The 21,608-nt window shown below is 67.0% G+C and carries 17 protein-coding genes, 1 tRNA gene and 1 pseudogene; 14 read left to right on the plus strand and 5 right to left on the minus strand.

The genetic code is table 11. The annotated features are described in order from the left end of the window. Positions 1-44 precede the first annotated feature (44 nt). The 4 genes from AC3RCC_RS12420 (at position 45) to gpt (ending at position 4,662) form a co-directional block, all read left to right on the plus strand. The gene (locus AC3RCC_RS12420) at positions 45-896 is read left to right on the plus strand and encodes an FkbM family methyltransferase (protein WP_291640897.1); all 852 of its coding nucleotides are present in this window, start codon (positions 45-47) and stop codon (positions 894-896) included. Between the two features lie 122 nt (positions 897-1,018). Further along, on the plus strand, positions 1,019-1,783 hold the full coding sequence (locus AC3RCC_RS12425) for a competence/damage-inducible protein A (protein ID WP_291640858.1): 765 nt from the start codon (positions 1,019-1,021) through the stop codon (positions 1,781-1,783). 382 nt (positions 1,784-2,165) lie between these two features. Next, positions 2,166-3,998 carry a methyl-accepting chemotaxis protein gene (locus tag AC3RCC_RS12430; RefSeq protein ID WP_492258586.1) on the plus strand — a complete coding sequence of 611 codons (1,833 nt, stop codon included), beginning with the start codon at positions 2,166-2,168 and terminating at the stop codon, positions 3,996-3,998. A 154-nt stretch (positions 3,999-4,152) separates the two neighbouring features. Continuing rightward, positions 4,153-4,662, plus strand: coding sequence for a xanthine phosphoribosyltransferase (gene gpt / locus AC3RCC_RS12435; protein ID WP_291640854.1), 510 nt, complete (start codon positions 4,153-4,155; stop codon positions 4,660-4,662). 236 nt (positions 4,663-4,898) lie between these two features. Here the strand turns inward: gpt and AC3RCC_RS12440 are convergent, their stop codons facing one another. The 3 genes from AC3RCC_RS12440 to AC3RCC_RS12450 all read right to left on the minus strand — a co-directional run bounded on the left by AC3RCC_RS12440 (position 4,899) and on the right by AC3RCC_RS12450 (position 8,109). Next, on the minus strand, positions 4,899-5,807 hold the full coding sequence (locus AC3RCC_RS12440) for a DMT family transporter (protein ID WP_492258587.1): 909 nt from the start codon (positions 5,805-5,807) through the stop codon (positions 4,899-4,901). Between the two features lie 300 nt (positions 5,808-6,107). Beyond that, positions 6,108-7,166 carry a serine hydrolase domain-containing protein gene (locus AC3RCC_RS12445; protein WP_492258588.1) on the minus strand — a complete coding sequence of 353 codons (1,059 nt, stop codon included), beginning with the start codon at positions 7,164-7,166 and terminating at the stop codon, positions 6,108-6,110. A gap of 565 nt (positions 7,167-7,731) precedes the next feature. Next, complete coding sequence (locus tag AC3RCC_RS12450; protein ID WP_492258589.1) at positions 7,732-8,109, minus strand: hypothetical protein; 378 nt, start codon at positions 8,107-8,109, stop codon at positions 7,732-7,734. 1,758 nt (positions 8,110-9,867) lie between these two features. On the opposite strand from AC3RCC_RS12450, the gene AC3RCC_RS12455 reads away from it, so the two are divergent. After that, positions 9,868-12,663 carry a phosphoenolpyruvate carboxylase gene (locus tag AC3RCC_RS12455; RefSeq protein WP_492258781.1) on the plus strand — a complete coding sequence of 932 codons (2,796 nt, stop codon included), beginning with the start codon at positions 9,868-9,870 and terminating at the stop codon, positions 12,661-12,663. Positions 12,664-12,797: 134 nt separating this feature from the next. Here the strand turns inward: AC3RCC_RS12455 and AC3RCC_RS12460 are convergent, their stop codons facing one another. Continuing rightward, positions 12,798-13,721 carry a cell wall hydrolase gene (locus tag AC3RCC_RS12460; RefSeq protein ID WP_452118891.1) on the minus strand — a complete coding sequence of 308 codons (924 nt, stop codon included), beginning with the start codon at positions 13,719-13,721 and terminating at the stop codon, positions 12,798-12,800. A 257-nt stretch (positions 13,722-13,978) separates the two neighbouring features. Between AC3RCC_RS12460 and AC3RCC_RS12465 the strand changes: the two are divergent. Next, positions 13,979-14,137: pseudogene (locus tag AC3RCC_RS12465) on the plus strand (thioredoxin domain-containing protein); the annotation flags it as partial. A 109-nt stretch (positions 14,138-14,246) separates the two neighbouring features. Beyond that, positions 14,247-14,780 carry a dihydrofolate reductase family protein gene (locus AC3RCC_RS12470; protein WP_492258590.1) on the plus strand — a complete coding sequence of 178 codons (534 nt, stop codon included), beginning with the start codon at positions 14,247-14,249 and terminating at the stop codon, positions 14,778-14,780. Positions 14,781-14,796: 16 nt separating this feature from the next. Here the strand turns inward: AC3RCC_RS12470 and AC3RCC_RS12475 are convergent, their stop codons facing one another. After that, positions 14,797-15,321, minus strand: a complete 525-nt coding sequence (locus AC3RCC_RS12475) for a hypothetical protein (protein ID WP_291638550.1) — start codon at positions 15,319-15,321, stop codon at positions 14,797-14,799. A 426-nt stretch (positions 15,322-15,747) separates the two neighbouring features. Between AC3RCC_RS12475 and AC3RCC_RS12480 the strand changes: the two genes are divergently transcribed. The 7 genes from AC3RCC_RS12480 to AC3RCC_RS12510 all read left to right on the plus strand — a co-directional run bounded on the left by AC3RCC_RS12480 (position 15,748) and on the right by AC3RCC_RS12510 (position 21,533). Then, positions 15,748-16,227: a hypothetical protein gene (locus AC3RCC_RS12480; protein ID WP_492258591.1), complete on the plus strand. Its 480-nt coding sequence runs from the start codon at positions 15,748-15,750 to the stop codon at positions 16,225-16,227. Between the two features lie 22 nt (positions 16,228-16,249). After that, positions 16,250-16,885 (plus strand): L,D-transpeptidase, encoded by a 636-nt coding sequence (locus AC3RCC_RS12485; RefSeq protein ID WP_291647423.1) that lies wholly within the window; start codon positions 16,250-16,252, stop codon positions 16,883-16,885. A gap of 50 nt (positions 16,886-16,935) precedes the next feature. Then, positions 16,936-17,967 (plus strand): amino acid ABC transporter substrate-binding protein, encoded by a 1,032-nt coding sequence (locus tag AC3RCC_RS12490; RefSeq protein WP_291638547.1) that lies wholly within the window; start codon positions 16,936-16,938, stop codon positions 17,965-17,967. Positions 17,968-18,049: 82 nt separating this feature from the next. Continuing rightward, a complete protein-coding gene (locus AC3RCC_RS12495) occupies positions 18,050-19,630 on the plus strand; it encodes an AMP-binding protein (protein WP_492258592.1) in 1,581 nt (526 codons plus the stop codon). Positions 19,631-19,658: 28 nt separating this feature from the next. Continuing rightward, positions 19,659-20,297, plus strand: coding sequence for a DUF1190 domain-containing protein (locus tag AC3RCC_RS12500; RefSeq protein ID WP_291638545.1), 639 nt, complete (start codon positions 19,659-19,661; stop codon positions 20,295-20,297). Positions 20,298-20,500: 203 nt separating this feature from the next. Next, positions 20,501-20,587, plus strand: a tRNA-Leu gene (locus AC3RCC_RS12505). Between the two features lie 172 nt (positions 20,588-20,759). After that, on the plus strand, positions 20,760-21,533 hold the full coding sequence (locus AC3RCC_RS12510; RefSeq protein WP_492258593.1) for an HpcH/HpaI aldolase family protein: 774 nt from the start codon (positions 20,760-20,762) through the stop codon (positions 21,531-21,533). Positions 21,534-21,608 lie beyond the last annotated feature (75 nt).

The following is a 21,608-nucleotide window of genomic DNA, read 5'->3' on the forward strand; positions in this document are numbered from 1 at the left end:
CGGTAGTGCTGGCGCAGGGCGGATTTGCCGTGTACAGCGCGCCGATGGCACTTAATGACATGCAGTCGGGCGAGGAACAGCCCTACGGAACCTTCGCGCCGCAGGGGCTGGTTGCACGGATCATCGCGCGCACCCGGCGCGCCTCCGGCTCCTATCTCGGTCGCAAATTCGCCTTCGCGCTGCGCCGGCTCGGGCTCAAGGCGCTGAAGGGGCGGCCGGTCGACATCGAGGCGCTGGGCGCCCGGATGCGGCTCTACCCCGACGGCAATGTTTGCGAGAAGCGCGTGCTGTTCACGCCGCAATATTTCGATGCGCGGGAGCGCGAATTGCTCGCGGCCCGGATCGGCGAGGGCTTCTGCTTCATCGATATCGGCGCCAATATCGGGGCCTATTCGCTGTTCGTCGCCGCAAAAGCAGGGCGCCGGGCGCGCATCCTCGCCGTCGAGCCGCAGCCGGAGATCTTCGCGCGGCTGACCTACAACATCGCCCGCAACCCCTTCGGCACGGTCAAGGCGGTGGCCTGCGCGCTTGCCGACAAGCCGGGCGAATTGACCTTGTTCCTCGACCCCGCGAACAAGGGTGAATCGAGCGTGCGCCTGCTGCGCTCCAGCACCTCGACCTCGGTGCGCGTGCCGGCGACGACGCTGCTCGCGCTGATGCAGAGCGAGGGCTATGAGCGGCTCGATGCGATCAAGCTCGATGTCGAGGGGGCCGAGGACCTGATCCTGGAACCCTTCCTGCGGGATGCGCCCGAGGCGCTCTGGCCGGGCTTCATCGTCATCGAGGATTCGCGCGCCCGCTGGCAGATGGATCTGCCGGCGCTGCTGGAGGCGCGGGGCTATCGCCTGCTGGCGCAGACCCGGCTCAACCTCGTCTATGAGCGCAAGGTGTCCTGATCCACCTTGCCGCGCATGACGGCTCCGCCCCGGACGGTGCTTGAGCGGCCGGGCCCGAGGCGCTTAGCTCCGTTCTGCGCAGGCGGCGTCATTCTCCGCTTCGACATTCCAGGAGCCTGCCCATGAGCGCGTCATCGAACAAGGCTTTCGAGCCGCCGGTCACCGCGGCGATCCTGGTGATCGGCGACGAGATTCTGTCGGGGCGGACCAAGGACAAGAATATCGGCTACATCGCCGAATTCCTGACCAATATCGGCATCGAGCTGCGCGAGGTCCGGGTCGTGCCCGACCTGATGGACGAAATCGTCTCGGCGCTGAACGCGATCCGCGCGCGCTACACCTATGTCTTCACCACCGGCGGCATCGGCCCGACCCATGACGACATCACCGCGGATGCCGTCGCCTGTGCCTTCGGGGTTTCGATCGACTACGATCCGCGGGCGATCGCCATGCTCGCCGAGCGCTTTCCGCCGGACCAGCTCAACGAGGCCCGCATGCGCATGACGCGCATTCCCGCCGGGGCCGAGCTGATCGCCAATTCCGTGTCGAAGGCGCCGGGCTTCCGCATCGGCAATGTCCATGTCATGGCCGGCGTGCCGGCGATCATGCAGGCCATGCTCGACGTCGTCGCGCCGACCCTGAAGACCGGGGTCAAGATCCTCTCCGAAACGGTGCGCGCGGGTCTGCGCGAGGGCGATATCGGCACGCCGCTCGCGGCCATCGCCGCTGCTCATCCCGACTGCACGATCGGCTCCTATCCGTTCTGGTCGGAGACCGGGCCGGACACCAATCTCGTGGTGCGCTCGCGCGATCCGGAGAAGCTGATGAAGGCGGTCGCTGCGGTTCAGGCGATGGTCGAGACGGAGCGCGCCCGGCTGAAGCGCTGAGCTTCGCTGAGCCGTCCGGAACAATTTCCGGTTGCGCAGGGAGACCGGGGTTCCCGTCAAGGTACAGGGAGCTCTCGCGTCGGCCGCCGCGCGCTCTCGCGCGTTGTTTAAAGTTATTAAAATCTGCAATCTGCCCGCTTGATGTGCGAATGTCTTCTGGATCGCCATTTCAATGGTGCGCTTAATTCTTTCTGGACTTTGTATTCGGTTTTGTATTGTTTGGATTTCGACGTTATATTTACTTTACAATTTTAAGTACTTTTCCGATCACGATTTTGTTATTCCGTGGATTTTTAAGCTCCTTAGCTGACCGTAAACTGTCGTCGTCTATCCTTTATTTCCGCGGATCGAGTTCCGCGGTGCTGAATGCAGGGGGATGGGCATGCGGCTAAATCCATTCACGGGCGGCGCTGCGCGCCGCGAACTCGAAGGTGAGATGGCGGCTCTCGGCCGCTCGATGGCGGTGATCACATTCAAGCTCGACGGGACCATTATCGAGGCCAACGAGAACTTCCTTGGAGCGGTCGGCTACACGTTGGAGCAGGTGCGCGGGCGGCACCACAGCATGTTCGTCAGCAAGGAAGAAGCGGCCAGCGCCGACTACAAGGCGTTCTGGGCGAAGCTGGCGGGGGGCGAATACCAGGCCCGCCAGTTCCTGCGCGTCGCGGCCGATGGCAGCGAGCTCTGGATCGAGGCGAGCTATAGCCCCGTGCTCGATGCCGGTGGCAGGCCGGTGAAGGTGATCAAGTTCGCGACGGTGATCACCGCGCAGAAGAACCGCGAGGCCGACATGGCCGGGCAGCTCGGGGCGATCCGCAAGGCGATGGCGGTGATCGAGTTCTCGCTCGACGGCACGATCCTCGACGCCAACGAAAACTTCCTTGCCGTCACCGGCTACTCGCTGGCCGAGATCAAGGGCCAGCATCACGGCATGTTCTGCGAGCCGGTCTATCGCGATTCGCCGGAATACCGCGCCTTCTGGCAGAAGCTCGGCCGCGGCGAATATGATGCCGGCCAGTATCTGCGCCTCGGCAAGGGCGGCAGGGAGGTCTGGATCCAGGCGAGCTACAATCCGATCTTCGATGCCAAGGGGCAGCCCACGAAAGTGGTGAAGTACGCCACCGACATCAGTGAGCAGAAGGCGGCGCGCCAGCTCGCCCAGGCGGTGGCGGAGGCGCAGGGCGTGATCGGGCGGGCCAAGGAGCGCGACCTGACCCAGCGCATCCCGATGGCGGGCAAGGAGGGCGAGGTCGCCGATCTCTGCAACGGCATCAACGAACTTCTCGACAATATGGCGCAGGTGATCGGTGCCGTCGGCGGCGTTTCCGGGAAGGTCGCGGCTGCCGCCGACCGGATCGCCTCGGAAAGCGTCGATCTCGCCGAACGCACCGAGGCGCAGGCTTCCAGCCTGCAGCAGACGGCGGCGACCACCGAGGAGCTCGCCGCCTCGATCAAGACCAGCGCCGGCAATTCGCGCCAGGCCGCGGCGCTCGGCGACGAGGCCAAGACCGTGGCCTCGCGTGGCGGCGCGATCGTCGCCGATGCGGTGACGGCGATGGGCCGGATCGAGCAGGCCTCGACCGCGATCGCCGACATCATCTCGATGATCGACGAGATCTCGTTCCAGACCAATCTGCTGGCGCTGAATGCGGCGGTCGAGGCGGCCCGCGCCGGTGATGCCGGCCGGGGCTTCGCCGTGGTCGCCTCCGAGGTCAGGGCGCTGGCCAAGCGCTCCAGCGAATCTGCCCACGGGATCAAGGAGCTGATCAGCAATTCGAGCGAGCAGGTCCGCTCCGGGGTGAAGCTGGTCCAGCAGGCCGGCAAGACGCTGGAGGAGATCGTCAGCGCCGCGACCCGGGTCGCCGGTACCATCGCCGACATCTCCAGCGCTGCGGTCGAACAGGCCAATGGCGTCGACGAGATGGCGCGGACCGTCGCGCATATGGACGAGATGACCCAGCAGAACGCGATGATGGCCGATGCCAGCTCCCGGCTCTCGCGCGAATTGCAGGGCGAGACTCAGGCTCTGGCGGCGCTGGTCGGGGCGTTTCGGCTCGGTGGGCGCGAAGCCTCGGATGCGCCCGAGAGGCTGGCCGCCGGCCTGCGTGCCATGCTCCCGGCAGCGAAGCCCGCGCCCGTCCCGGCGGGCAGGCCGCCGGTCCGCACGGCGGTGCGGGTCGGGAGCGGAGGTGCCGACGGCTGGGCCGAGTTCTGACGGTCCGAAGCGGTGGGACGATCCGGCCCGGCGAGCCGGGTCGGACCATGCCGTTGCGATCACAGCGGGGAAAAGCTTCCGCTCGGCACTTGCGCGCGCCGGCCGGATGCGCTTTGCGGAAAAGCCAGCCACGCTTTCCGCAGGACCGCCCGCCATGGCCGAACCGACCGCCAACAAGGCTTTCCCCGTTTCCTGGGACCAGTTCCACCGCGACGCCCGCGCGCTCGCCTGGCGCCTGGCCGATGCCGGGCCGTTCGAGGCGATGGTCTGCATCACCCGCGGCGGGCTGGTGCCGGCGGCGATCATCTGCCGCGAGCTCGGCCTGCGCATGATCGAGACGGTCTGCGTCGCGAGCTATCACGACTACAAGAACCAGACCGAGCTCAAGGTGATGAAGGAGATCGCCCCCTCGATCCGCGCCATCGGCGACGGCAAGGGCAAGGGCGTCCTCGTCGTCGACGACCTCACCGATACCGGCAAGACCGCCCGCGTCGTGCGCGAGATGCTGCCGAACGCGCATTTCGCCACGGTCTATGCCAAGCCGGCCGGCGTGCCGGTGGTAGACACCTTCGTCACCGAGGTCAGCCAGGACACCTGGATCTATTTCCCCTGGGATATGGCCCTGTCCTATGTCGAGCCGATCGCCAAGGGTCATAAGGGCTGAGGATATGCCCTGTCGTTCCGGGGCGCTGCGTAGCGGCGAGCCCGGACCCTATGAGCGCTCCTTTTTTCGTCATGGTCGGGCTTGTCCCCACCATCCACGCCTTCAGTGGTCGAGTGTCGTGTTCAAGACGTGGATGCTCGCCACAAGGGCGGGCATGACGGGCTGGAATTGCAGGGTGTCCATGGGTTCCGGGCCCAGGCCTCCAGCCTGTCCCGGAATGACTGCGGAAGGGCCGCTCAGCGCGCGCTCGGCGCCCTGAGCGCCACGACCATGCCGGTGATGGCGATAGCCATGCCGGCGATCTCCTGCGCCGAGGCCTTCTCGCCGAGCAGGGCGGCGCTGGCGATCGCGGTGACCACCGGGACCAGCGGCAGGAACAAGGCTGCGCCGCCGGCGCCGAGCGTCGCGACCGACTGGGTGTAGAGGAACAGCGCCAGCGCCCCGACCAGAACGCCCTGGTAGACGGCCTGCAAGGCGACGGCTGAGAGCGGCGCCTGCAGCAGATTGACCGGCTGCACGAGGGCGAGCAGCGGCAGGAACGGCAGCGCCAGCAGGCAGGTCGCCATGGTGACTTCGACCGCATTGGCGCCCCAGCGTCGGCAGAGCACGCCGAAGATCGACCAGAGCAGGGCGATCAGCACGAAGAGCAGATCGCCGATCCAGGCGCCTGCGCGCGTCGGCGTGTTGGCCAGCGCCTCCCGGGCGAAGACGGCGATGCCGAGCACGAGCAGGGCAAGGCCGATGAGGCGGGCCTTGCCGGCACGCTCGCCGAGCACGAACCAGGCGAGCGCGGCGGTGCAGACCGGGATCAGCCCCGGCGAGATCACCGAGGAATGCAGAGCGGGCGCGAAATGGGCACCGCCGACCAGGATCAGGCTGTAGGCCGGGCCGACCAGCGCGGTCAGCACCAGCGCCCGCTTCCAGCCGAGCGTCCCGACCGGGAAGGGCTTCAGCCGCTTCAGCGCGAAGGGCAGCATCACCAGCGATGCGGCGAGGAAGCGCAGCATGGTGACGTCGCCGGCCGAGAGCCCGTCGGCGACCGATTGGCGCGAGACCACGGCCTGGACGCCCCAGATCACGGCGCAGAGCAGGCCGCAGGCGACGCCGAAGGCGGGCCGCGAGGTCAGGGGAATGGCTTTGGTCACGCGGCGGCTTTCGGGCGAGGAGAGCCGGCTCTATGCGCGGGGGCGGGAGGCGCGGCAAGGGCGGGCAGGCGAGGGTGCTGCTCGCTGAATGCATGGACGCAACGTCATGCGCCGCCGGCGGATCACGGGCGCGTGGAACCCTCTCCTGCAAGGAGAGGGTAGGGTGAGGTGTAGGCCATCTGACCAGTGCCGCGAGCGCTGACCGCGCGGTCGGGTTCAGGCCAATAATTCAGCTTCCGAACACCTCACCCCTGCCCCTCTCCTTCCAGGAGAGGGGTTCTGCGTCGAGGTTCCGCCGCCTCACTCCACCGCCGCGACGAGCCGCTCCAGGAAACCGTCGATCGCGGCCTTGTCGATCCAGCGCAGCACGGCGACGAGGTCATGCTCCGGGTCGATCCAGATCAGGTTGTTGCCGGCGCCCTGGGCGCTGAAGCTGCTCGCCGGCAGCTTCGGGTTGGCGTTCAGCCACCAGAGGAAGCCGTAATTCGCCAGGGTCGGCGAAGGCTTGAGCGACTGCTCCAGCCAGGAGGAGGGGATCAGCTCGCGCCCGTCCCAGACGCCCTTCTGCGCGACGAGCTGGCCGAAGCGGGCATGGTCGCGGGCGCTGATGAACAGGCCGCCGCCCCAATGGCCGCCGCCGGGGACCGACTGCATGCGCTCACCGTCGATCTCGACCCACGAGGTCTCGTAGCCCTCCCAGCGCCAGCCCTGCGAGGCGCCGATCGGGTCCATGATGCGCTCGCGCAGGACCTGCGGCAGCGGCCGGCCGAAGCGGCGCAGCAGCGCATAGCCGAGCGCGTTCACCCGGACGTCGTTGTACTCGTAGAGGCTGCCGGGCGCGCCGAGCTCGCGGCGCTGGCCTTTCCGGCTGTTGTCGGCGCCGACGCCGATCTGGCGGAAATGGTCGACCTGGTCGGACTTGCCGAAGATTTCGCCCTGCCATTCGCTGTTCATGTTGAGCAGATGGCGCCAGGTGATCTTGGCATTGTGCGGGCTCGCGAAATGCGGCCCGTCGACGCTCTTGCCCACGGGCTCGTCGATATCGGCGATCAGTCCGTCGGCGACGGCGAGGCCGGCCAGCACCGAGAGATAGCTCTTGGCGATCGAGAAGGTCATGTCGGCGCGCTCGACATCGCCCCATTCGGCGGCGAGCTTGCCGCCCTTCAGCACGATGCCGGCCGGCCCGCCGCGCGGCTCGACCGGGCCGACGATCTCGGTCCAGGGACCCTTCTCGTCCCATTCGCGATTCCCGACATAGGCGCCGTCCGGATAGAACATGCTGCGCGGCCAGGGCGAGTCATGCGCCTGCGCGAATTCGACGGCGTCCTGGAGACGGGCGGAGGAGAGGGAGCTGGGCAAGGCGGGGACTCGGGGAAGGTAGCTGCTGATGGGGCCGGTTTAGCATTGCTGCCGGGGAGTGTCTTCGCCTGCTGGTGGAGACGGTGTTGTGCCAGATGGAAGGGCTGATGTGGGTAGGGAGCAGAGCTTGGGCTCGTTGAGTTGCTGCAGCACCCAGCGGCAGCCAAGGTACTACGGTTGATATCGCCCTTTCTCGCACCAGAAGCGCACGGTGACGCCGGGCTGGCCTTGATAAAGCTTGGAGGCGAAGTTGCAATTTTCGCGATTGTAAGCATCACCATCTTTAGCGTCGAAAGTTGCAATATGAATTCGCATGCCAGCGTCCGCAGGGCTGCTTCTATTATGTGCCACTGCGCTCGTAGCGTCCTAAGAAAGCCATCGCACAGCCAAATATAGACGTAATTATCTAGCATAATCTTAATTTAGATCTCCAATTTTTTTATTGTTCATTAAATAATTATTGTGCAATTATTTTATTGCGTTTTTTGCAGATTTGATATATTAAGTAATATGTGGTATATATCATTATTATAAATTAAAAATAAATATATTATTTATATATAGACTACCTTGTTCCTTGATGTATTCCATAACGAAATGTAGTTGCGTCGATGGCTTTATTTATTTGCTCTATAGCTATATTCGTATCTATGGTTCTTGAATTAAATGCAATGCGAGTTTTCCATGCTAGCTGCACCGCAAGATCGTACCCTGTTGCGTATTCGTGAGGCTTCAAGAATTGCACCAGAGCGGCAGAAAGGGCCCCGCCGGCAGCTAAGAATTTTGCTGCTATTTCATCAAAAAAACCAATCGCTGCTATGCCGGGTAGTATAATACTTAAAGATCCTAGAATTATATGTATCGCGAACCAAAGATAATAGCCCCCTTGCATTACGCGAATCGCGTCGTCGATATCTGAAAGTGTCTTTTCTGCCTGATCCATTTGGAGGCCCCTTTGGGTGTGGCGCTCAGTGACGAGATACGGCTAATTTGCAAGGTAACCTCCAATTTCGTGGCAATAATACCCTGAATATGTATGGCGACCGCTTTGCTGTCTGCTCCCTAACATTCGACGAGGGGCAGATATCGAGGCGTTGTCTGGAAGCCTAGTCAAATCATCTGCCCTATCGCCAGATTGGCATCGTCCCGCCGCTAGGACGATGCCTGGTAGAGGGCGGGCGGGTCGGCGTTCTGCTGGGACAGGTGGGGCCAACTGATATGGCGATGCAGTGCTCACATGGCTGACACGGAGCACGGAGCGTGAGATTGCCACCCTCACTCCTCCATCATCGTCTCCACGAACGTCGCGGGGGCCGCGCAGAACTCCCGCATGATCCGGTAGTGTGGGTCTGCTCGATCGTCACGGGATCGAGCCCGTATTTGCTCAAAGCCAGCAGGCGGGCGCCCTGATAGGCCATCAGGATCGGGGCAGAACTCCACGACAATTTGCGTCGCCATGATCACCTGGCACTGGCCGAGCATGGTCCATGCGGCGGAGCCGTTTCAGGAATTCGATCTGCCGGGTCGGCGATAGCGCGCCGCCGCCCAGGGCCGAGCGGGGGGCTTGAACGCTCACGCCGGGAGGCCCGCAGGCTTGGGACAAGACTCAACCTCATCCTGAGGAGATCGCTTCGGCGGCCGTCTCGAAGGATGTTCGCGGAGGCGCCGGAACCCGCTGGAGCATCCTTCGAGACGGCCCATTCGGGCCTCCTCAGGATGAGGTCTGGAGGTTCGGGGGCCCAACCCGGTCATCCTGGGCTTCGCGCAGCGAAGTCCCGGGATCCATCGTAGGGCTCCGGAGCTTTGCGATGGATCCCGGGCCGAGCTTCGCTCGCCCAGGATGACGGGGGGAGGCTGTGTGAGGTCAGCACGATCCGGACAAGCGATGTGGAATGCGATGGCTGCCGCGCGGCTGACGGGATTGCTTGCGACAGGCCGATGCTCTCGCCGGCTCGACGCCGCGAGGGGCTGAGGGGAACGCCATCCGAGGGAGGGCGCGGGGCCGGGCGGCGTCGCAGTCGACGGCTGCGTGCCGAATGTCGATGTCTTCTGTCGAAGCAGCGCCATTGGCCGCCGCCCGAGCCCCGCGCGCGGTTCTCTATGGTGTCTTCGTCGTCTGGTTACGTCCGGCAGGACTGGGAGGGCCTCTCCCATCGACGAAAACCCCTCCGCGGTGGAGCGGGCAGGCCGGCCGCAAAGGTGGATCACACCTTTGTGGAGCGCGCTCGCTCGGGCTCGCAAGGCCCTTTCGCCGCGAAGACCGCTCTCCCGCCCGGCCTCATGATGCCTCGCGAAGCCCCCTCGGTTCGGGCGGGACGGGCAGAAGCATAAGCGAGGTTTTGGGGGCGGGGATAAGTTGGCGGGTTGTCCCCGGTGGAACGCGGCTGCGCGCGAGGGAGAGGCGCGGGGAACCCTCTCCTGGAAGGAGAGCGCAGGGTGAGGTGTGTGAGGTTTGACCATCCCGCGCTGCGCCCACCGCACAGTCGGGGGCAGGCTCACGATATCCCTCCCGGACACCTCACCCCTGCCCCTTTCCTTCCAGGAGAGGGGTTTTGCGTCGAGGTTCCCGCGCCTGTCGCAGCTGCCTGCTGCGGCGCCGCAACGCTTTTCGCGGTTGCGGTAGAATTGGAATCCTGCTCCCCTGCGAGCCGCCTCATCAAACGATTTAAAGAAGACGGAGAGCGGCGTGGCTGCGGAGGAAATGTCGCCATCGGTGCTGGCGAGCGAGTTGTCGGCGGCGATCGTGCAGGCGCGCAGGGATGCGCGCGAGGACCCGTTCGGCAATCCGGTGCTGCGCGCCACGCTCTGGCTGACCCGCAAGATGGATCGCGGCGAGGTGACGCTCGCCGACACCGCGGCGCTGATCCGTGAGCTCGGCCGCGCCGCACTCGCCGACCGGGCGGGGCGCGTCGCCTCCTATGTCGGGCTGGAGCAAAGCGAGGCCGAAGCCTATGCGGCGCTGGCGCGGCGCGTCGGCGAGGAAGCGAGCGCCTCGGCCCAGCCTTTCGAAGCCTATGGCGCGGCGCTGGCCCGGCTGCGCTTCGCCGCCGTGTTCACCGCGCATCCGACCTTCGGGATGAGCCGGGCGGTGGCGCATGCCCTGGCCGAGCTCGCCTCGAACGAGGGCGAGGCGGCGGTGCTGAGGTCGGCCGATCTCTCCTTCCGGCCGGATGCGGCGATCACCCTGCAGGACGAGTTCGAGCAGGCGCGCTTCGCGGTGCGCCATGCCCGCGACGCGATCGACCGGCTGAACGCGGCCTTCCTCGCCGAGGCGCGGGCGCGCTGGTCGCAGCGCTGGCGCGAGCTCAGGCCGCGCGCTTTGCAGCTCGCCTCCTGGGTCGGCAGCGATACCGATGGGCGCACCGATATCGGCTGGTGGGACACTTTGCGCTACCGGCTGGAATCGAAGCGCGGCCAGTTCTTCCGCCTGCTGGAGAAGCTGCCGGAGGTGCCGGCGGCTGCCGAGGTGAGGGCACTGCTCGAAGCCGCGCTCGCTGCTGTCGAGCGGCAGCTTGCGCTCTGCCCGCCCCTGAACAGCCAGCCGGAGATCGAGGCCTTGCAGGCCTTCTCGCTGGCGCTGATCGGCGAGCGCGAGGCCGCCCTGCCTGACGCCTCGAAGCTGCTGGCGGCGCTCGACAAGGCGATCGTGCTGGCCGAGGACGATGAGGCGGCGGAAGCGCTGGTGCTGGCGCGGGCCGGCGTCATCGCCCATGGCGTCTCGATCGCGCTGCCGCATTTCCGGCTCAACGCCTCGCAGCTCCACAATGCGATGCGCGGCGTGATCCCGCTCGACGAGGACCCGGCCCAGCCGGCGCAAAGGCGCGCCTTCCTCGCGGCGGCGAACCAGGCGCTCGCCAAGGCGCAGCCGACGCCGGTCGATTTCGGCGCGCTCGCGGTCGAGCGCGCCTCGGCGGCGCGGATGATGATGATGGTCGCGCAGATCGTGAAGCATGTCGACGGCTCGCGGCCGGTGCGCTTCCTGATCGCCGAGACCGAGACCGGCTATACGCTGCTCTCGGCGCTCTATCTCGCGAAGCGCTTCGGCATCGCCGATCACGTCGAGATCTCGCCGCTTTTCGAGACCTCGGACGCGCTCGAACAGGGGCCGCGGATCATCGACGAGGCGCTGCGCAGCCCGCATTGGCGCGATTATCTCCAGCGCCATGGCAGGCTCTGCGTCCAGTTCGGCTATTCCGATTCCGGGCGCTATATCGGCCAGGTCGCGGCAACCTTCTGGGTCGAGCGGCTGAGGAGCCGCATTCTCGAATTGCTGCAGCGCTATGGGCTCACCGAGATCGAGCTCGTCATCTTCGACACCCATGGCGAGTCGGCCGGGCGCGGCGCCCATCCCGACAGCCTCGCCGATCGGCTCGCCTATCTCGATCCGGAATGGCCGCGGCGCGCGTTTGCGAAGGCCGGCGTCAAGGTCACCCGCGAGACCAGCTTCCAGGGCAGCGACGGCTATCTGCTGTTTGGCACGAAGGGGCTCGCCGGGGCGACGGTGGCGCGCATCGCCGAGGCCGTGTTCGCCGATCCGGCGGATGGCGAGGACGATCCGATCTATGCCGAGCCGGACTTCGCCACCGAGTTCTTCCAGACCGTGCGCGAGGAGATGACCCATCTCGTCGACGATCCCGGCTATGCCGCGCTGATCGGCACGTTCGGCCCGTCCCTGCTCGACAAGACCGGCTCGCGCCCGGCGGCGCGGCAGAGCGATGCCGGTGGGCCGGCGGTGATCCGCCATCCCCGGGAGCTGCGCGCCATCCCGAACAACGCCATCCTGCAGCAGCTCGGCTGGCTGGCGAACAGCGTGCACGGCATCGGCCAGGCGGCGGCAAGGGCGCCGGAGCTGTTTGCGAGCATGCGCGAGAGTTCAGAGCGCTTCGGCCGGGCCTATCGCCTCGCGGCCCATGCTATGGCGAACAGCGATCTCGACGTGCTGCGCGCCTATCTCGACACGCTCGATGCCGGCTCCTGGTTCGACCGGGCGCGGCGCACCGAGAAGGAGGGGCGGCGTGACGAACTGCTCGCGGTCGCCGAGGCGCTGGCGCGGCTCGACCTTGCGCCGGCGCTGCGGCGGCTGTTCTGGCGCTTCGCCTCCGATCGGCTGAAGCTGAAGGAGGCGGCGGGCGAGCCGCCGGCGATGCCGGTCAGGCTGGTCGCGCTGCACACGCTACGGCTTGCGCTGCTGCACCGGATCTGGCTCTCGGCGACGCATATCCCGGATTTCCGACCGCATGCCGGGGTGACGCGCGAACTCCTGCTCGAGCGTATCCTGCGGCTAGACATGGCCGGGGCGCTCGTCCTGCTCGGCGAAATCTTCCCGCTCAATCCCGACCCGGCGCTCGGCCTCGATTTCGGCGAGCCGCCGGGGCCGCGCGAGGGCGGCGCCTATGCGGCGCTGCATCGCGACGTGGTCGAGCCGATGCGTCAGTGCTTTGCGCTGCTGCGCGAGATCTCCGGCGCGATCCAGCACGAAATCGGGGCGTTCGGCTGAGATCGCCGCCCCGTCATGCTCGCCCGCGTGGCGAGCAGCCACGGCTTGAACGCCGCGCTTCGTCAAGGAAGACGTGAATGGTCGGGACAGGCCCGACCATGACGAAGCCGGTCGCGCTTGCGGCTTTGCAGCCGTCAGTCCAGCGCGAGGGAGCCGCGCAGCGGCCGGGAGGGCGGCATCAGCGCCGCGATGCGGGCGTCGCTCTTCGGCGGCGCGATGAAGGCCTGCGTGGTCTTGCGGGCGATGCCGAGATCGTAGGGGCGGCTCGGCGGCAGCGTCGCATTGGCGACGACATAGGAGGCTGAGCTCGTGGCCAGGGCGATCGCGGGGGCGGGCGCGGCCGGGGCGAAGGCGAGCGGCGCGCTGGCGAAGGCGGTCGAGGCCGAGGAGGCGCTGGTCGCGAGCGGCGCGGGCTCGGAAAGCGCGGCGACCTGCGAGCTCGGCTCCTCGATGCGGCGGCGCTCCGGGCGCTCGCCCTTGACGTAGAAGGCGTTGCCGCCAGCCACCGTCACATAGTGCATGTTGGGGTAGGAGAAGCGCATCCCCGCCATGTGGAAATGCTTGGCGTTGCCGACGGCTTCGTTGCGCTTGCCGGCGAGGATGGCTTCGGCGGCGGCCTCGGCCTTGGGGAGTTCGCGCGCCGACATCGGGCGGGTGAGCACGCCGGAGGCGAATTGCTTGGGGGCGCCGACGACGCCGCAGATCGTATCGTGATAGCGCGGCGCGCCGACCCGGTTCATCACCACCGTGCCGACGCCGAGCAGGCCGGATTCGCTGGAGCGGTTCGATTCGAAATACATCGCGCGGACGAGGCATTCCTTCTCGCGCGGGTCGGCCTTGGCCAAGGCGATGGCACGCTTGCGGATCTCGTGGCTCTGCTTCGGCGCGGTGCTCGCAGCGGTCGTCCGAGCCGTGGTCGAGGCGGTCTCGACCGGCGTCATGCTGCAGGCGCCCAGGACCGGAGCCGCCAGTGAAACCAGGAGCGGGATCGCCTTGCGACCGTGGCGGCTTTTGCCGGAAAGACGGGTAGCGTTCGCAGCGATCTCGGTCCGCGTCATGCGGCAACCTCCTGATTACGGGATCGGGGCTGCCCAGGGCGGCGGTCCGTCATCTCCGGCAAGGAATCCTCTTCCTCTTACCAGAAGGTTAATTTCGGAAGGAAGAGGCAAAGTTGTGCGGCGCGAGATGACGGCGACTCACGCTCGAAAACGACGAGGTGGGTTGTCGGAGGCCGCCCCGGCGGTTCGTTCTGCGACTGCGGGCGCCTCATGCGAGCCTACCAGGCAATAGACGGGAGCAAGATGATGACCGTCACATCACCGCCTTCGAACGCTCGCCCGACCGTGGCCGGGGGCTGGCGCGCGACATGCGAGTCCGCTGGGCTCTGGAAGAGGTCGGCCAGCCCTATGAGGTCCGGCTCCTGTCATTCCGGGTGCTGAGCGAGCCGGCGCATCTGGCGCTCCAGACCTTCGGGCACGAGCTTCGACGCGGTCTTCGAAGCCTCCGCGGCAGGCGTTCCTGCGTGACTTTTGCGCGAGCAGGTCGCGCTCTATTCTCAGCATGCTCATAGGGAGGCCAGCAGCGTGGCGAAGCTCGTTTTCGGCATGAACCAGTCCCTGGACGGCTATGTCGATCTCCACCCGGAGATGCAGGTGGGCCCGGTGCTGTTCCGCCACTGGACCGAGCATGTGCGCGCCCTGGCCGCCAGTCTCTATGGCCGCCGCATGTACGAGACGATGCGGTATTGGGACGAGGACGACCCTGCCTGGGATGCGGCGCGGCGCGATTTCGCCATGGCGTGGCGGAAGCAGCCGAAATGGGTGGTCTCGCGCTCGCTGAAATCCGTCGGCCCGAATGCGAGGCTCGTCGCGGGGGACCTCGCCGCGATGGTCCGCGGCCTGAAGGCGAGGCTTGCCGGGGAGATCGCCGTCTCCGGGCCGGAGCTGGCGCAAAGCCTGACCGAGCTCGGCCTGATCGACGAGTACCGGCTCTATTTCCACCCGGTCGTGCTGGGGCGCGGCATGCCGTTCTTCGCCGGCCCGCGGCCGCCGCTCCGCCTCATGGCCAGCGAGCCGGTCGGCGAGGGCGTGATCAGACTGAGCTACGTCCCGGCCTGAGCGCGGCCCGCGACGCTCAGCGGGCGCTTTCGGAGACCTCGACGGTGGTCATGGCGCCGTTGCTCTTCATGATCTCGGCCGGCTCCCAGACCGTATGCGTGTCGATGGGGGTCGAGACCATGTGCCTGAGCTGCTTCTTGGCCCGCTCCGAGAGCAGCCGGCTCTCCTTGATCGACTGGAAGCTGCTGTAGCTGCGTTCGCCGCCGCTGAAGACGACGACGCGGCCGTCGAGCACGATGACGTCGCCCTTCTTCAGCGTCGGGTCCTTGAGATACCAATAGGGATCGCTGGCATATTCCATCGGCGCGACGCGCGGCGTCGGCGGGGCTTCCTTGGTCGCGACACCGGGCCGGCCGTCCCGCGGTGCCCGCGGGCGCACGGTCATGTGCAGCGGCTCGCGTTCGGGCACCGGCGCCACGACCCGGCGCGGCGCGATGCCGAACAGGGTTTCGAGGAAGTTCGCCTGCGCCGGAACGGCGCTGGTCAGGGAGGCCGCGGCGAGGGCGATGACGGCGGTGAGGCGGTTGCGATCGGCGGACAAGGCGGCGTTTCCCAGCTCTGAGCATCAGGAGATAGCGAGCGGGCAGGGCGATCTCAACGTGCAAATCGGCAAGTGCTGAATCGCTTGTTGGCAATCCTTTCGAGGGCGTGCGCTCCGCTTTCCGAAGGTCTTGGTTTCATTCGCGTTTCTGACGCTTTCTCGGTTAATTTCCGAGGCGTTGCGGGCGGCGCATCGTCGCCATGCGCCGTTTGCCAGGAGCGGACGGGCCGGTGACCTTGCGACCCTGGCGCCGAAGTGCTCATCCGGCACGGCGACAGCTTCGGGGCCGAACCGACCGTTGACCGCGGCGGAAAGCCGAGACCATGATGGGCCGAAGCGGGGGGAGCAGGCATGCGCATGGCGTTGGCGTATCCGGTGGCGATCATCGGTCGTCTCCGGGGCAGGGGGCGTGCGGGGATTTCCGCAATGGCGGGCCGCGGCGCGGCGGGCGCCTGCCTGTTCGGCGCTGCGCTGCTGCTGGCGGGCTGCGGCTCTACCAGCCAGGGGCCGGCTGGCGGTGGGGGTTCCGCCGGCGGCGCTTCGGGGCCTTCGAGCATCCCGCGCGAGCGCCTGATCGGGCGCTGGGGCATCGCCTCCTTCCATACCGAGAAGGACCGCAAGCGCACCGAGGCGCAGGCCAAGGCCGGCTGCTCCCAGCCCTATACCATCTCCAAAGGCCCGACCGACGGCGTGATGATGCATGTCGCCGACGATCCCAAACCCTATGAATTGCGCCTGAAAGGCGGGCCGGGCGGCAAGAACTATGTCGGCTTCGAGGCGCCGGCGGGTGATCCGCAGGACCGCGAGATCCTTTCGGCGAGCGATTCGATGCTGACCATGCGCTTCGTCGATCCCGATGCGAACCGCCGCTACGGCACCTTCATCTACGCCCGCTGCGGCACCTGAAACCCGCGAGGCGAGATCGCGCATGAAAAAGCCCGACATGACACGGATTCTCGGCGGCCTCGGCGCCGCGGCACTAACGCTGGCGCTTGCCTGGCCGGCTGCCGTCCAGGCGCAGGGCAAGGGAATGGTGCCGCCGGCCGAGACGATGGATGTCGGCGACGAGCCGGGCCGGGTCTCGACCGAGGAGGTCACCATCACCGAAGGGCCCTATGCCCGGCAGATGGTGTTCTTCCGCTCGAACGAGGCGCCTGGCACGGTGGTGATCCACAGCGCCGAGCGCTTCCTCTATGTCGTGCAGCCCAACAACCGGGCGCTGCGCTACGGCATCGGCGTCGGCCGCGAGGGCTTCCAGTGGTCGGGCCTCGTCCAGGTCAGCCGCAAGGCGGAATGGCCGGACTGGCGTCCGCCGCCGGAGATGCTGCAGCGCCAACCCTATCTGCCGCGCTTCATGGCCGGTGGGCCGGGCAATCCGATGGGGGCGCGCGCGCTCTATCTCGGCTCGACCGTGTTCCGCGTTCACGGCACCAACCAGCCGGAGACGATCGGCCAGTCGATCTCGTCGGGCTGCTTCCGCCTGGCCAATGGCGACATCATCGACCTCTACTCGCGCGTTCCGCTCGGGACCAAGGTCGTGGTGCGACACAAGGCGACGATCTGACCGGCCTTTTCAAGGCCGCACGCCATTCAGCAATCAGGAGATCCGACCCCATGCGAGGCGCGTTCCGAATTCGTCTCCAGCCATCGGCGCTCGCCGTGCTCGCCGCGGGGCTCGTCGCGCTGCCGGCCGCTGCCGGCACGCTCGACAAGGTGAAGCAGCGCGGGACGCTGGAATGCGGCGTCAGCGAGGGGCTGCGCGGCTTTTCCGAGAAGGATGCGCAGGGGCGCTGGGCCGGGTTCGACGTCGATTTCTGCCGTGCCGTGGCGGCGGCGGTGCTCGGCGATGCCGGCAAGGTCAATTTCACGCCGCTCTCGGCCGGCGAGCGCTTCGAGGCGCTGAAACAGGGCAAGGTCGACCTGCTCTCGCGCAATTCGACCTGGACGCTCGGCCGCGAGGCCGGGCTCGGCCTCGCCTTCGCCGGCATCACCTATCATGACGGGCAGGGCTTCCTGGTGGCGCGCTCGCTCGGCGTCGACGGGGCGCTGTCGCTCGACAAGGCCAAGGTCTGCGTCGAGGCCGGCACGACGACCCAGCTCAATCTCGGCGATTTCTTCCGCGCCAATTCGATGAGCTTCGAGGAGAAGGCGTTTCCGAGCGCCGCCGAGGCGCTCGCCGCCTTCCAGTCCGGCCAGTGCAATGTGCTGACCCGCGACCAGTCGGCGCTCTACGCCGAACGGCTCAAGCTGCCTAAGCCGGGCGATGCCGTGATCCTGCCCGACGTGATCTCGAAGGAGCCGCTCGGCCCGGTGACGCGCTCCGACGATTTCCCGTGGTTCAACATCGTCAAATGGGTGAATTTCGCGCTGGTCAACGCCGAGGAACTCGGCGTCTCCGCGGCCAATGCGGACGAGGCCGTCGCCTCGACCAAGCCGGATGTGCGCCGCCTGACCGGCGCCGAGGGCGGCTTCGGCAAATCGCTCGGCCTCGACGAGGCCTGGGCGATCCGGGCGGTGAAGGCGACCGGCAATTATTCCGAGATCTATGAGCGCAATCTCGGGGTGAACTCGCCTCTCGGCATTCCGCGCGGGCTGAACCAGCTCTGGAACATGGGCGGCGTGCTCTACGCTCCGCCGATGCGCTGACCGGCGCCTGCGCCGTTCCCTCGCATGCCGTCCCGCCTTAGGGTAGCGGCTACAGGAAACGCAGCCGGGAGCAGGGCGCAGCATGGTGGCCACGGAATTCGGGGCGGAGCCCTTCGACGCGGAGGGTGCGCGCACCACGCTGTTCTCGGCCCTGCTCGCCGCCGTCTCCCGCCATGGCAAGGCGCGAATCGCGCTGGAAGATCCCGAACGCCAGCCGATCAGCTTCGGCCGGCTGGTGCTCGGCGCCTTCGTGCTCGGCCGCAAGCTCGCGGCGCAGACGCAGAAGGGCGAGAAGGTCGGGCTGCTGCTGCCGAACATGCAGGGCATGGCGGTCACCTTGTTCGGCCTCTCCGCCTATGGCCGGGTGCCGGCGCTGCTGAACTTCACGGCCGGCACCAAGAACCTCAAGGCGGCCTGCGAGGTCGCTCCGCTCTCGACCATCGTCACCTCGCGGCGCTTCATCGACCAGGCCAAGCTCGACGAGGTGATCGAGGCGATCGGCCAGGGCAGACGGGTGATCTATCTCGAGGATGTCCGCAAGCAGCTGACCAGCCTCGACAAGCTGCTCGGCGCGATCGCGGCGCTGGCGCCGGGGTTCGTCCATCGCCGGCATGCGGCCGGCCCGGACGAACCGGCGGTGGTGCTGTTCACCTCCGGCACGGAGGGTAAGCCCAAGGGCGTGGTGCTGAGCCATGCCAACCTCGTCTCCAATGCCCGCCAGATATTCCAGCTCGCCGCCGGCTTCCTCTCCGAGCGCGACATCGTCATGAATCCGCTGCCGGCCTTCCATTCCTTCGGCCTGACGGCGGGGCTGCTGATGCCGCTGCTGCACGGCATGAAGGTCGTGCTCTATCCGAGCCCGCTGCACTACAAGCAGGTGCCGCGGCTGATCGCCGAGACCGGCGCGACCTTCCTGTTCGCCACCGACACCTTCCTGCAGGGCTATGCGCGCGCCGCCGACGAGGGCGACCTCAGAAGCGTGCGCTATGTCGTCGCCGGGGCAGAGCGCGTGAAGCCGGAGACGCGCCGGCTCTGGGAGCCCTATGGCACCACCATCCTCGAGGGCTATGGCTGCACGGAGTGTTCGCCGGTGCTCGCCTGCAATACGCCGGTGGCGATGCGCGAGGGCAGCGTCGGACGGCTCCTGCCCGGCATTACCGCGCGGCTCGAACCGGTCGAGGGCATCCATGAGGGCGGCCGATTGATGGTGAAGGGCCCCAATGTGATGCTGGGCTATCTCAACGCCGACAGCCCCGGCACGCTCGCCCCGCCCGAGGGCGGCTGGCACGATACCGGCGACATCGTCGCGATCGAGGACGGCTTCGTCAGCATAAGGGGCAGGGCGCGCCGCTTCGCCAAGCTCGGCGGCGAGATGGTCTCGCTGGCGGCGGTCGAATCGATGATCTCCGGCCTGTGGCCCGGTTTCAATCACGTCGTCGTCGCCTTGCCGGATCTGCGCAAGGGCGAGCAGCTCGTGCTCGTCACCGAAAAGCCGGATGCCGACAAGAAGGCGCTGCAGGACGAGGCGAAGCTTCAGGGTTTCCCGGAATTGTGGATGCCGAAGGCGCTGCTCGTAACCCGCGCCATCCCGGTGCTCGGCAACGGCAAGATCGACTATGGCGCGACGCGCGAGCTGGCGATCACGATGCGGCCGCTGCTGTGACGCCACATTCGCATGATCTCAGAGGGGCATGCTGCTGCTGCTTCCCGTCGCCATGATCAGGATGGCCTCGCTGTTCGCCTTCGGGCTGGCGCTCGCGCCGGCCGACCTCGCGGCGCAGGCGGTCGGGCAGACCTATGTGCGCCGCGACGAATGCATCGAGGCCGGCAAGCTCTCGGCCGAGCAATGCGAGTTCGCCTATCGCAATGCCCGCGCCGAATTCGAGCAGAAGGCGCCGCGCTATGCCTCGCGGGCGCAGTGCGAGCGCGCCCATAAGCGCTGCGGCGCCCAGGTCACGACGACCGGCGGCTGGGACGCGCTGGCGCGCGGCGGCGGGGCTGCGAGCTATGTGCCGCGCTTCGTCGGCATCCGCGTCAGCGGCGAGGGGGCGGCCGCCAGGGCGCTGCCGATCGTCGAGGGCTCGGCCAGGATCGCCTTCACGGCCCGGAAGGTCGCGGCGCTCGACGACAAGGTCGCAGGACGCCGCGGCGTGATCGGTGGCGGCGGGCGCGGCCAGACGCAGGCGAGCGGCCCCTATATCCGCCGCGGCGACCGCGACGACACGGTGCGCGTGCCGATGGAAGAGAAGAAGATCGGCTCCGATGTGGCGCCCGGGCTCTATGTCGATCCCGACGGGGTCGAATGGTACAAGCCCAGCCGCCGGCGCTGACGCTGACGGTACTCGCCAACGACTCCCACAAGTGCCGTCATCCCGGGCTTGCCCCGGGATCCATCCTGGAGCGCAGCAGCCCTACGATGGATCCCGGAGCTGCGCCGCTTCGCGGCTTGTCCAGGATGACGAGTGCTTCCGAAGGCAAGCATGCAGCGCTTGCCCTTGTAGGCGCCGTCGCGGGAGGCTAACCGTGTCCCGGCGCGGACGTGGCGAAACTGGTAGACGCAAGGCACTTAAAATGCCTCGCCAGAGATGGTGTGCGGGTTCGATCCCCGCCGTCCGCACCAGCTCGATCGTGATTCCCCCTTCCTACACTGAACTAGCCGGGAGCCGCCGCCATGCCGGCGCGATCATCGCCGCCTTGCGTTCGCGGCGGGTGCCCCTTGCCGAGTTAGCAATGGGATGTCGGGCTGCGGATGCGCACAGATGGGCGCGTTGCATTGCAAGGGGAGGAATCGGATGAACGGAGCAATCGGGCTGAAGGCGCGGATCCAGTCGGGGGAGCTGGTCGCCGGAACGATGGCCCTCGAATTCTTCGTGCCGGGCCTGCCGGCGATCGCGGCAGCGGCAGGGGCGGAGTTCATCCTGCTCGACATGGAGCATACCGGCACGAGCTTCGAGACGATGCGGATGCTCTGCGCCGCCTGCCGGGGGCTCTCGATCGCGCCGATCATCCGGGTGCCGACCACCGAATACAGCCTGATCGCGCGGGCGCTCGATATCGGCGCGCATGGCGTCATGGTGCCGATGGTGAACACGGAAGAGCAGGCGCGGCTGATCGCCTCCTGCGCGCATTATCCGCCGGCCGGGCATCGCGGCGCCGCCTTCGGCATCGCGCATGACGATTATCTACCCGGCTCGCCGGTCGAGAAGATCGCGCAGGCCGCCGCCCGCACGCTCATCATCGCGCAGATCGAAAGCCCGCAAGGTGTCGAGAATGCCGAGGCGATCGCGGCCGTGCCGGGAATCGACGTGCTCTGGGTCGGTCATTTCGACCTGTCGAACTTCATGGGCATCCCCGGCCAGTTCGACCATCCCGATTTCGAGGCGGCGCTCAGCCATGTCGGCCGCAGCGCCCGGGCGCACGGCAAGGCGGCCGGGCTGATGGCCGGCGATCTCGGCTGGTCGAAAAGGGTGCGCGAGCTCGGCTATTCGGTGATCGCGCAGGGCGTCGATGGCGCGCATTACCAGAACAGCGTCGCGGCGGCGCTGAAGACGCTGCGTACGCTGTAGCTTCGTCGGATTCGGGTGGAGCACCGCGTCATCGCGGCTGGAGCGAAGCGGAGCGCCGGGATTCATCCTAGATCA

The organism is Allobosea sp. GW823-FHT01F03 (genome assembly GCF_058798075.1).

Bases quoted from the DNA above. Each gene is read 5' to 3' on its own strand.
- AC3RCC_RS12510 (WP_492258593.1), top strand. From the start codon at position 20,760: ATGAACGGAGCAATCGGGCTGAAGGCGCGGATCCAGTCGGGGGAGCTG.
- AC3RCC_RS12430 (WP_492258586.1), top strand. From the start codon at position 2,166: ATGCGGCTAAATCCATTCACGGGCGGCGCTGCGCGCCGCGAACTCGAA.
- AC3RCC_RS12490 (WP_291638547.1), top strand. From the start codon at position 16,936: ATGCGAGGCGCGTTCCGAATTCGTCTCCAGCCATCGGCGCTCGCCGTG.
- AC3RCC_RS12485 (WP_291647423.1), top strand. From the start codon at position 16,250: ATGAAAAAGCCCGACATGACACGGATTCTCGGCGGCCTCGGCGCCGCG.
- AC3RCC_RS12500 (WP_291638545.1), top strand. From the start codon at position 19,659: ATGCTGCTGCTGCTTCCCGTCGCCATGATCAGGATGGCCTCGCTGTTC.
- gpt (WP_291640854.1), top strand. From the start codon at position 4,153: ATGGCCGAACCGACCGCCAACAAGGCTTTCCCCGTTTCCTGGGACCAG.
- AC3RCC_RS12450 (WP_492258589.1), bottom strand. From the start codon at position 8,109: ATGGATCAGGCAGAAAAGACACTTTCAGATATCGACGACGCGATTCGC.
- AC3RCC_RS12495 (WP_492258592.1), top strand. From the start codon at position 18,050: ATGGTGGCCACGGAATTCGGGGCGGAGCCCTTCGACGCGGAGGGTGCG.
- AC3RCC_RS12460 (WP_452118891.1), bottom strand. From the start codon at position 13,721: ATGACGCGGACCGAGATCGCTGCGAACGCTACCCGTCTTTCCGGCAAA.
- AC3RCC_RS12480 (WP_492258591.1), top strand. From the start codon at position 15,748: ATGGCGGGCCGCGGCGCGGCGGGCGCCTGCCTGTTCGGCGCTGCGCTG.
- AC3RCC_RS12425 (WP_291640858.1), top strand. From the start codon at position 1,019: ATGAGCGCGTCATCGAACAAGGCTTTCGAGCCGCCGGTCACCGCGGCG.
- AC3RCC_RS12455 (WP_492258781.1), top strand. From the start codon at position 9,868: ATGTCGCCATCGGTGCTGGCGAGCGAGTTGTCGGCGGCGATCGTGCAG.
- AC3RCC_RS12420 (WP_291640897.1), top strand. From the start codon at position 45: ATGGCACTTAATGACATGCAGTCGGGCGAGGAACAGCCCTACGGAACC.